The following is a 9636-nucleotide window of genomic DNA, read 5'->3' as shown; positions in this document are numbered from 1 at the left end:
GGGGGGGGCCACATGGGGGGGCGGATCCGGGGTGCTCTGTGTGGGCCTGGGGGGGGGCCCGCGGGGCCGCTCCCCTTTGGGGGGGGGGGGGCCCCCGTCCTTTCAGCGGAGCAGCAGCTGCACGATGGCGACGGTGCCGACGGTCACGATGACGCCGCGCAGGACGGTCGGGGGCAGGCGCCGGCCGACCTTGGCGCCGATCTGCCCGCCGATGGCCGAGCCGACGGCGATGAGCAGGACGGCGGTCCAGTCGAAGTCGGCGACGAAGAGGAAGAAGAGCGCGGCGATGCTGTTGACGATCGCGGCGAGGACGTTCTTGACAGCGTTGAGGCGCTGGAGGGTGTCGGCGAGGAGCATTCCCATGAGGGAGAGGTAGATGATCCCCTGGGCGGCGGTGAAGTAGCCGCCGTAGACGCTGGCGAGGAGCAGTCCGGTCAGCAGGAGCGGACCGCCGTCGGGGTCTCCGTGGTGGCCGTGTCGTTCGCGGCGGGCCTGTACGGCCTTGGAGATCCGGGGCTGCAGGACGACGAGGACCAGTGCGAGGGCGACGAGGACGGGGACGATGGTCTCGAACGCCCGGGCCGGGAGCATCAGCAGGAGGACGGCTCCGCAGAGTCCGCCGATGGCGGCGACGGTGCCGAGGCGGAGGATGCGGCGGCGCTGGCCCTTGAGTTCCTCGCGGTAGCCGATGGCTCCGCTGATGGAGCCGGGGATGAGGCCGAGGGCGTTGGAGACGGTGGCCGTGACCGGGGGCAGTCCGGTGAGGAGGAGGACGGGGAACGTGATCAGCGTTCCCGATCCGACGATGGTGTTGATGGTGCCGGCTCCGACGCCGGCCGCGAACACGGCCAGTACTTCCCAGATGGACAAAGCCATCTCCTTACAGGATCAGTGGCTCGCCTCCCCGCCCTGACGTCCGTCGGGGTCGAGGGGCTCGCACCGATCATGCACGACTGCGTGTATGTGTCAGTCGACCGGGGGCACTTCGCGGCGTTCGGTCTCGCTGCCGGTGCGGCTGCCGGGCACCGCGCCGGTGTTGAAGCCGGGCGCTCCGCCGCCGAGGTTGCCGAAGGCGCCGGAGAGGCCCTTGAGGGCATCGCCGATCTCGCTGGGCACGATCCAGAGCTTGTTGGCGTCGCCCTCGGCGATCTTCGGGAGCATCTGGAGGTACTGGTACGAGAGGAGCTTCTGGTCCGGGTCGCCGGCGTGGATGGCCTCGAAGACCGTACGGACGGCCTGGGCCTCGCCCTCGGCACGCAGGGCGGCGGCCTTGGCCTCACCCTCGGCGCGGAGGATCGCGGACTGCTTCTCGCCCTCGGCGGTGAGGATCTGCGACTGGCGGATGCCCTCGGCGGTGAGGATGGCGGCGCGCTTGTCGCGGTCGGCGCGCATCTGCTTCTCCATCGAGTCCTGGATGGAGGTCGGCGGCTCGATCGCCTTGAGTTCGACGCGGTTGACGCGGATGCCCCACTTGCCGGTGGCCTCGTCGAGGACGCCGCGCAGGGCCGCGTTGATCTCCTCGCGGGAGGTGAGGGTGCGCTCCAGGTCCATGCCGCCGATGATGTTGCGCAGGGTGGTGACGGTGAGCTGCTCGATGGCCTGGATGTAGCTGGCGACCTCGTAGGTCGCGGCGCGCGCGTCGGTCACCTGGTAGTAGATGACGGTGTCGATGTTGACGACCAGGTTGTCCTGGGTGATCACGGGCTGCGGCGGGAACGGGACGACCTGTTCGCGGAGGTCGATCCGGTTGCGGATCGAGTCGATGAACGGGACGACGATGTTCAGGCCGGCGTTGAGGGTGCGGGTGTAGCGGCCGAAGCGCTCGACGATCGCGGCGCTCGCCTGCGGGATGACCTGGATCGTCTTGATCAGGGCGATGAAGACGAGCACCACCAGAATGATCAGGACGATGATGACTGCTGACATCGCGTTCCCTGTGCCCTTCGCTGCCGGTCGACTGCCGGGTTGGTTGTGATGATCGAGTTTCCCAGACGGCGCGCCGTCTCGTGGGGGGTTCGGTCACATGACCACGGCGGTCGCCCCGTCGATCTCGACGACGTCGACCTGGTCGCCGGGTTCGAAGGCCAGCCCGGAGTCGAGCGCGCGGGCGGACCAGATCTCACCGGCGAGCTTGATGCGGCCGCCGTTGCCGTCGACCCGTTCCAGGACGACGGCTTGACGGCCTTTCAGCGCGTCGATGCCGCTGGCGTGCTGGGGCGGGCCGTTTCGGTGGCGGGCGGCGATGGGTCGGACCACCGCGAGGAGCGCCACGGAGACGACGACGAAGACGACCACCTGCGCGACGATGCCGAAGCCGAGACCTGCGGTCACGGCTCCGGCTACCGCACCGACGGCGAACATGCCGAATTCAGGCATAGCGGTCAGGACGAGCGGAATGCCGAGTCCTACCGCGCCGATCAGCCACCAGACCCATGCGTCGATGTCCACATGGTCATGGTAGGGCGGTGGGGCGGGTCCGGGACAGGGTGCGATTCCCGGCCGGATGCGGCTACTTCAGCGGGAGGCCCTGGGCGGTGTAGCGGTCGCCGACGTGCTCGACGACGAGCGGCAGGCCGAAGCAGAGGGAGAGGTTGCGGGAGGTCAGCTCGGTCTCCATCGGGCCGGCGGCGAGCACCTTGCCCTGACGGATCATCAGGACGTGGGTGAAGCCCGGGGCGATCTCCTCGACATGGTGGGTGACCATGATCATGGAGGGGGCGTACGGGTCGCGGGCGAGGCGGCCGAGGCGGCGGACGAGGTCCTCGCGGCCGCCGAGGTCCAGTCCGGCGGCGGGCTCGTCGAGGAGGAGGAGCTCGGGGTCGGTCATCATCGCGCGGGCGATCAGGGTGCGCTTGCGCTCGCCCTCGGAGAGGGTGCCGAACTTGCGGTCCAGGTACTCGGTCATGCCGAGGCGGTCGAGGAAGGCGCGGGCGCGCTGCTCGTCGACGGCGTCGTAGTCCTCGTGCCAGGTGGCGGTCATGCCGTACGCGGCGGTGAGGACGGTCTGCAGGACGGTCTGCTTCTTGGGGAGCTTCTCCGCCATGGCGATGCCGGCCATGCCGATGCGGGGGCGGAGGTCGAAGACGTCGGTGCCGACGCCGCCGAGCTGCTCGCCGAGGACCCGGGCGGTGCCCGCGGAGGGGAAGAGGTAGCTGGAGGCAATGTTGAGGAGGGTGGTCTTGCCGGCGCCGTTGGGGCCGAGGATGACCCACCGCTCGCCCTCCTTGACCGACCAGGAGACATCGTCCACCAGAGCCCGTCCGTCGCGGACCACGGATACGTCCACCAGCTCCAGTACATCGCTCATGAGCGCGTTGTCTCCCCTTGCGGTCGAGTCGAGTCGTCGCGTGCGCCTGTGGGCGCGGCGTCCAGGGAAAACCTACGCCACTGTCGGAGCGGGCCGGTCGTTAGGTCCGGTAGTTCCCTGCCGCGGGGCGGGGAGTCCCTAGTCTGGGGGCATGCTTTCGGAACCACGCTCAGGACGCCTGGCCGCTTGGGGCAATGCCCTGTTGGCCGGATCGGTATCGCCGGACGACGCGGCGCAGGCCATTGTCGGGAACGACGCGGTGCACCGCGTGGAGGGGCTGCCGGGCGAGGCCGGGCCGGTCGGGCTGACCCTGGCGCTCGGCCGGCTGCGGCGGCTCGGGGTGTCCGGGTGGAGGGTGGCGCTGCCGGCGCCGGGGCATCCGCTGGGGCTGAGCGGCCCGCCGGACTTCAACGCGCGGGCGCTGGAGGCGGAGGAGGCGGTGGTCGGTTTCGGCGCTCCGTACGGTCTGGTGCCGGAGGTCACGGAGGCCGGTCCGCCCGGTGATGTGCATGTCGAGGTGGTCTGGCGGTGCCTGTCCGTACGGGAGGCGCCGCCCGCGGACGTACCGTCGCTCGGCGAGGCGGAGCGGGAGCTGGCGGAGGCGCTGCGCGAGGCGACGGCGGTGCTGACGAAGCTGGACGTCGCGGGCTCGGGCCCGGTGGCGGACGCGGCCCGCGACGCGTACCGGGCGCGGGCGGAGGCGGGGCGTGAGGTCCTGGCCCCGGGCTATCCGGCACGTGCGGTACGGGTGTTGGAGCTGGCACAGCGGGTGGGGCTGCTGATCGACCTGGCGTACGACCACGGCCATGGCGGCGCGGTCAGCGCCTCGGAGATGGCGGCGCGGGGGGCTGCGCTGCGGCCGGTGGAGCGGGTGGCCCGGCGGGCGCAGGTGGCGGCGTACAACGCGTACGTGGAGGAACGGGAGCGGGAGCTCTGAGGAGGCGGAAGCGCTGAGGGGCTCGGCCAGGGGGCCTCGGCCACGACCGGTGGGCGAGGCCGCCGCAGCGGTGCGGGGCCCGGGAGGCGCCCAGGCGTCGACGGGTGCGAGGACGCGTCGGAAAGGAAGAAGCCCGGCCCCCGGGGGATCGTCCGGGGGCCGGGCTGGTCGCGGGGGCGTCAGTGGTTGACGGCGCCGTTCGCGAAGGCCGGGTTGAGCAGGCCGATCACGTTGACCGTGTTGCCGGAGACGTTCACCGGGACGTGGACCGGGACCTGCACCAGGTTGCCGGACGCGACGCCCGGCGAGTTGAGGGCCTCGCCGTGCGCGTCCGCCCCACCGTGGGCGGAGGCGACACCCGCACCCGCGGCGACGATGCCACCGGCGACCATGGTGAGGGCAGCGGCCTTCTTCAGGTTCTTCACTTCAGGATCCTCCTGGTATTCGCTGCGGCCGGCCGCCGCAGCACGCCATGGAGAACGCCCGCACCCCCGCGGGGTTGCGCCGAACGGGGGACATACACCCGACGGTATGAAGAAGGGAACGGAGGTGCCCCTTCCGCCTCATGCGTTTCACTGGGTCAGGCCGTGCCGCACCGCCCACAGCGCCGCCTGCGTCCGGTCCGCGAGATCGAGCTTCATCAGGATGTTCGACACGTGCGTCTTGACCGTCTTCTCCGAGAGGACGAGCGCACGGGCGATCTCACGGTTGGAGCGGCCGTCCGCGATCAGGCCGAGGACCTCGCGCTCGCGCTCGGTGAGCGTGGAGCCTCGACCGGTGCCGCCGTGGCCGTCCTCCTGGGAGAGCAGCGCCCCGGCCACCTCGGGCTGGAGGAGCACATGCCCCGCGTGTACGGAGCGAATGGCGCCGGCCAGCGCGTCCGGGTCCACGTCCTTGTAGACGTACCCCGAGGCGCCCGCCCGCAGCGCGGGAACGACCGTGCGCTGCTCGGTGAAGCTGGTGACGATCAGCACCCTCGCCGGGTTGGCCAGCTCGCGCAGCTTGCGCAGCGCCTCGATGCCGTCCATGCCGGGCATCTTGACGTCCATGAGGACGACGTCCGGCCGCAGCTCCTCGGCGCGGGCGATGCCCTCGGCTCCGTCGGCCGCCTCCCCCACGACCTCTATGTCGTCCTGGACCTCCAGAAAGGTCCGCAGGCCGCGCCGGACCACCTGGTGGTCGTCGACCAGCAGAACGCGAATGATCTTGTCACCCACCGGGGACCTCCATCTCGATCGTGGTGCCTCGGCCGGGCTCCGATGTCACGGTGAGTCTGCCGCCGACCCCGCCTGCCCGGTCCCGCATGGAGACGAGACCGAGGTGCCGGCCCGCCCTGCGGACCGTGCGGGGGTCGAAGCCCTTGCCGTCGTCGGTGACGGTGAGCAGCGCGCCCTGGCCGTTGCGGACCAGGGAGACGGCGACCAGCTCCGGCTCGGCGTGGCGCAGGGCGTTGTGCAGGGCCTCCTGGGCGACGCGCAGCATGGCCTCCTCCTGCGCGGCGGGCAGCGCCCGCACCCCCGAGCTGTCGAAGGTGACGCGGGCGCTGTGGGCCCGGTCCAGGACCTGGATCTGGGTGCGCAGGGTGTGGACGAGCCCGTCCTCGTCGAGCGCGGCGGGGCGAAGCTCCACGACGGCGGCGCGCAGCTCGTCGGCGGCCTCGGCGGCGAGCGCGGCGACCTGCTGGAGCTCGCCCTTGGCGCGGGCCGGGTCGCGGTCGACGAGGGCGGCCGCTGCCTGGGCGGTGAGCCGCAGCGAGAAGAGCTTCTGGCTGACGGCGTCGTGCAGCTCGTGGGCGAGGCGTGAGCGCTCCTCGGCGATGGTGAGCTCGCGGCTGCGCTCGTAGAGCCGGGCGTTGGTCAGGGCGATCGCGGCGTGCTGGGCGAGGATCGAGAGCAGCTCCTCGTCCTGCTCGGTGAAGCCGCAGCCACCGTCCGGCTTGGGGCACCGCTTGTTGGCGAGGAAGAGGGCGCCGATGGTCTCCTCGCCGTCCTGGATGGGCAGGCCGAGGAAGTCGGACATCTCGGGATGGGCGGAGGGCCAGCCCTCGAAGCGGGGGTCCTTGCGTACGTCCGCGAGCCGCTCGGGCTCGGCCTTGTGGAGCATGGCCGCGAGGATGCCGTGCTGGCGCGGCAGCGGCCCGATGGCCCGCCACTGCTCGTCGCTGACGCCGTCGACGACGAACTGGGCGAAGCCGCCGTGGTCGTCCGGGACGCCCAGTGCCGCGTACTCGGCGTCGAGGAGCTCGCGGGCGGAGGCCACGATCGTCTTGAGGACGTCGCGCACCTCCAGGTGGCGGCTCATCGCCAGGAGTGCGGTGCTCACGGCGGCCAGGCCGGAGCTCGGTCGATGACTCATGAATTCACCGTACCGGTGCGTGGTGACCGTGCGTATCCGCCTGGGGACGGCCGCCGACTGGGACCGTGGGCCTAGGTCGAAGTGCCTTGTGCGGTCGGGGCCCGCGGACGAGGCGGCGGCGGGGGCGCGGTCGGAGGCTGGAGCCATCGGCAGGAGAGGGGATGGACGTCATGCCAGTAGCGATCATCACGGGTGCGTCGAAGGGTCTCGGCCGGGCGCTGGCGGGCGCGCTGGGCGGACGGGGCTGGGACCTGGTGCTCGACGCCCGGACGGCGAAAGTGCTCGAGGAGAGTGCGGAGGCGGCACGCGCGCGCGGGGCGCGGGTGGTGGCGCTGCGCGGGGATGTGACGGACGCGGACCACCGTCGGGAGCTGGTGGCCGCGGCGCGGCAGCTCGGCGGGCTCGATCTGCTGGTGAGCAACGCGAGCGCGCTGGGGGCCGAGCCTCTGGTGCGGCTGGACGCCCTCCCCCTGGACGGTCTGCGGGCGGCGCTGGAGACGAACGTCGTGGCCGCCCTGGGGCTCGTACAGGAGGCGCTGCCGCTGCTCAGGGAGAGCGCGGCGGGGGCGGTGGTCGCGGTGAGCTCGGACGCTGCCGCGGAGGCGTACGCGACGTGGGGCGGCTACGGGGCCTCGAAGGCGGCGCTGGACCAGCTGGCGGCGGTGCTGGCGGTGGAAGAACCGGGGCTTCGGGTGTGGGCGGTGGATCCGGGGGACATGAACACGGACCTGTACGCGGCGGCCGTCCCGGAGGACGGCGATCCGCGGCCGGAGCCGGGATCGGTGGTGCCGGGGTTCCTCGCGCTGCTCGACCGCAGGCCGGCGAGCGGCCGGTATGCGGCGGCGGACCTGGTGGAGGCGGTCCGATGAGGGTGTCGGCGGCCGCCAGGGTGCCCGAGGAGCTGTCGGCGCGGGTCCCGGCCGAGCAGCGTGGGCCTGGGCGGGGACGGGACGACGTGCGGCTGATGGTGTCGCGCGGGACGGAGGTGTCGCACCACGCGTTCCGGGAGCTGTCGGCGCTGCTGCGGGCCGGGGACGTGCTCGTCGTCAATACGAGTGCGACGCTCGCCGCCGCCGTGACCGGGCGGCTGGGCGGGGAGGCGGTGGTCGTGCACTTCTCGACGCGTGGGGACGACTCCAGGTGGGCGGTGGAGGTGCGGGAGCCCGACGGGAGGGGCAGCACGCGGCCGCGGGCGGGTGGTCCCGAGGGAGCGGTGGTCCGGCTGCCCGGAGGGGCGCGCCTGGTGCTGGAGGAGCCGCTGGTGCCGGGGGCGGCCCGGCTGTGGTGGGCGCGGGCGGACAGCTCCGTACCGGCGCTGCTCGCGCGGTACGGGCGGCCGATCCGGTACGGGTACACGGAGCGGGACCAGCCGCTGTCCGCGTACCAGACGGTCTTCGCGCTCCCCTCCCCCGACGGTTCGGGCTCGGCGGAGATGCCGAGCGCCGGCCGCCCCTTCACGGCCGCCCTGGTGGCGGAGCTGGTGCGCCGGGGGGTGCAGTTCGCTCCGCTGACGCTGCATACGGGGGTGGCCTCGGCGGATGCCCACGAGCCGCCGTACCCGGAGCGTTTCGAGGTCCCGGCGTCGACGGCGTGGCTGGTGAACGCGGCGCGTGCGGCCGGGGGCTCGGTGATCGCCGTGGGGACGACGGCCGTGCGGGCCCTGGAGTCCGCGGCCGACGGGAGCGGACTCGTACGGTCCGCGGCGGGGTGGACGGATCTGGTGGTGACGCCGACGCGTGGGGTGCGGGTGGTGGACGGGCTGCTGACCGGGCTGCACGAGCCCGAGGCCTCGCATCTGCTGATGCTGGAGGCGATCGCGGGGCGTCCTGCTCTGTGCCGTGCCTACACGGAGGCGGTCCAGGAGCGCTATCTCTGGCACGAGTTCGGCGACGTCCACCTCATCCTCCCGAAGGAGAGCCCTCACCATGCGCAAGTGCGAAGCAACGCCTGGTGAGTTCGTTACATGGCCGATGTGAGCCCGCGCATAGGACGCAGGTCACTTACGAACCGCCCTAGTGGACCCAAAAGGGACAGATAACCACCGTCTGAGCGGGTCCCGTGCGCGTTTCCATGGGTCGTGCACCGGCCCCTGATCCACTACCCGGGATCGTACGTCACACCTTTGCCACAGGATTTTGCTGCCGCTAAGAATTGCAGCCGTCGCCGCCGAGAGGGCGAAGCGCCGCCCCGGCCTGAGCGACCCCCTGCTATTCGAAGAGGTAGTCCTGCATGTCTGCGAACACCCGTCGTCTGAACAAGACCCACAAGGCCTCGATCGCCGGTGTCGCCGTTCTCGGCGCCGCAGCCCTCGGCTTCTCCCTCGTGCCGGCCAACGCCGCCACCGAGGTCGAGCCGCAGGCCCTGGCGAACACGCAGCAGGTCGCCCTGGCCTACAACGCTGACAGCGCGCAGGCCAAGGCCCTGCAGGCCAGCCTCGCCGACCAGACCGCGAGCATCAGCCTGAAGGCCAAGCAGGAGGCCGAGGCCAAGGCCGCCGCGGCGGCCGCGAAGGCGAAGGCCGACGCGAAGGCCAAGGCCGACGCCAAGGCGAAGGCCGCTGCCAAGGCGAAGGCCGAGGCCGAGGCGAAGAAGCGCGCCGCGGCGAAGGCCGCCGCGAGCCGTGCCGCCGCCCGCACCCCCGTCTTCGCGAACAACCTCGACGGCTGGATCCGCGAGGCGCTGTTCATCATGGACAAGCACAACATTCCGGGCACGTACAACGGCCTGCACAAGAACATCATGCGTGAGTCCAGCGGTAACCCGCGGGCCATCAACAACTGGGACATCAACGCCATCAACGGCGTGCCGTCGAAGGGCCTGCTCCAGGTCATCTACCCGACCTTCAAGGCCTACCACGTCCCGGGCACCAAGTTCGACCAGTACGACCCGGTCGCCAACATCGTCGCCGCGGCCAACTACGCCGCCGACCGCTACGGCTCGATCGACAACGTCAACAGCGCCTACTAAGAGCCGCCGACCGGGCGCGGGCCCCGGCGGGGCACGCGCCGCGGGGGGGGGGCGCACAGCGGGGGGGGGC

11 protein-coding genes are annotated in these 9636 nt (G+C 71.9%); 4 read left to right on the top strand and 7 right to left on the bottom strand.

What is annotated here, in order from left to right; all coding sequences use genetic code 11:
• Positions 1-102: 102 nt before the first annotated feature.
• From ACFVZW_RS35110 to ACFVZW_RS35095, 4 genes are all read right to left on the bottom strand, one after another.
• Positions 103-876: a sulfite exporter TauE/SafE family protein gene (locus ACFVZW_RS35110; RefSeq protein ID WP_384530306.1), complete on the bottom strand. Its 774-nt coding sequence runs from the start codon at positions 874-876 to the stop codon at positions 103-105.
• Positions 877-966: 90 nt separating this feature from the next.
• On the bottom strand, positions 967-1926 hold the full coding sequence (locus ACFVZW_RS35105; RefSeq protein ID WP_384530303.1) for an SPFH domain-containing protein: 960 nt from the start codon (positions 1924-1926) through the stop codon (positions 967-969).
• 93 nt (positions 1927-2019) lie between these two features.
• Positions 2020-2448: an NfeD family protein gene (locus tag ACFVZW_RS35100; RefSeq protein ID WP_384530300.1), complete on the bottom strand. Its 429-nt coding sequence runs from the start codon at positions 2446-2448 to the stop codon at positions 2020-2022.
• A 61-nt stretch (positions 2449-2509) separates the two neighbouring features.
• On the bottom strand, positions 2510-3307 hold the full coding sequence (locus ACFVZW_RS35095; RefSeq protein WP_329122190.1) for an ABC transporter ATP-binding protein: 798 nt from the start codon (positions 3305-3307) through the stop codon (positions 2510-2512).
• 151 nt (positions 3308-3458) lie between these two features.
• Here ACFVZW_RS35095 and ACFVZW_RS35090 point away from each other — a divergent pair, with 151 nt between their 5' ends.
• Positions 3459-4244, top strand: a complete 786-nt coding sequence (locus ACFVZW_RS35090; RefSeq protein WP_384530296.1) for a hypothetical protein — start codon at positions 3459-3461, stop codon at positions 4242-4244.
• Between the two features lie 179 nt (positions 4245-4423).
• Here ACFVZW_RS35090 and ACFVZW_RS35085 read toward each other — a convergent pair whose 3' ends face one another.
• The 3 genes from ACFVZW_RS35085 to ACFVZW_RS35075 all read right to left on the bottom strand — a co-directional run bounded on the left by ACFVZW_RS35085 (position 4424) and on the right by ACFVZW_RS35075 (position 6599).
• Complete coding sequence (locus tag ACFVZW_RS35085; RefSeq protein ID WP_384530294.1) at positions 4424-4669, bottom strand: chaplin; 246 nt, start codon at positions 4667-4669, stop codon at positions 4424-4426.
• Positions 4670-4816: 147 nt separating this feature from the next.
• Positions 4817-5461: a response regulator gene (locus tag ACFVZW_RS35080; protein WP_384530291.1), complete on the bottom strand. Its 645-nt coding sequence runs from the start codon at positions 5459-5461 to the stop codon at positions 4817-4819.
• Positions 5454-6599 carry a GAF domain-containing sensor histidine kinase gene (locus ACFVZW_RS35075; protein ID WP_384530288.1) on the bottom strand — a complete coding sequence of 382 codons (1146 nt, stop codon included), beginning with the start codon at positions 6597-6599 and terminating at the stop codon, positions 5454-5456. The genes ACFVZW_RS35080 and ACFVZW_RS35075 overlap by 8 nt, the downstream gene beginning before the upstream one ends.
• Positions 6600-6769: 170 nt before the next feature.
• On the opposite strand from ACFVZW_RS35075, the gene ACFVZW_RS35070 reads away from it, so the two are divergent.
• The 3 genes from ACFVZW_RS35070 to ACFVZW_RS35060 all read left to right on the top strand — a co-directional run bounded on the left by ACFVZW_RS35070 (position 6770) and on the right by ACFVZW_RS35060 (position 9566).
• The gene (locus ACFVZW_RS35070; RefSeq protein ID WP_384530285.1) at positions 6770-7468 is read left to right on the top strand and encodes an SDR family NAD(P)-dependent oxidoreductase; all 699 of its coding nucleotides are present in this window, start codon (positions 6770-6772) and stop codon (positions 7466-7468) included.
• The gene (locus ACFVZW_RS35065) at positions 7465-8553 is read left to right on the top strand and encodes an S-adenosylmethionine:tRNA ribosyltransferase-isomerase (RefSeq protein WP_384530282.1); all 1089 of its coding nucleotides are present in this window, start codon (positions 7465-7467) and stop codon (positions 8551-8553) included. The genes ACFVZW_RS35070 and ACFVZW_RS35065 overlap by 4 nt, the downstream gene beginning before the upstream one ends.
• Before the next feature lie 275 nt (positions 8554-8828).
• Positions 8829-9566, top strand: coding sequence for a transglycosylase SLT domain-containing protein (locus tag ACFVZW_RS35060; protein ID WP_384530279.1), 738 nt, complete (start codon positions 8829-8831; stop codon positions 9564-9566).
• Positions 9567-9636 lie beyond the last annotated feature (70 nt).

The sequence above is a fragment of the Streptomyces sp. NPDC059567 genome (assembly GCF_042735655.1).
Taxonomy (GTDB): domain Bacteria; phylum Actinomycetota; class Actinomycetes; order Streptomycetales; family Streptomycetaceae; genus Streptomyces.
This window is presented reverse-complemented; position numbering and strand designations above follow the sequence as displayed.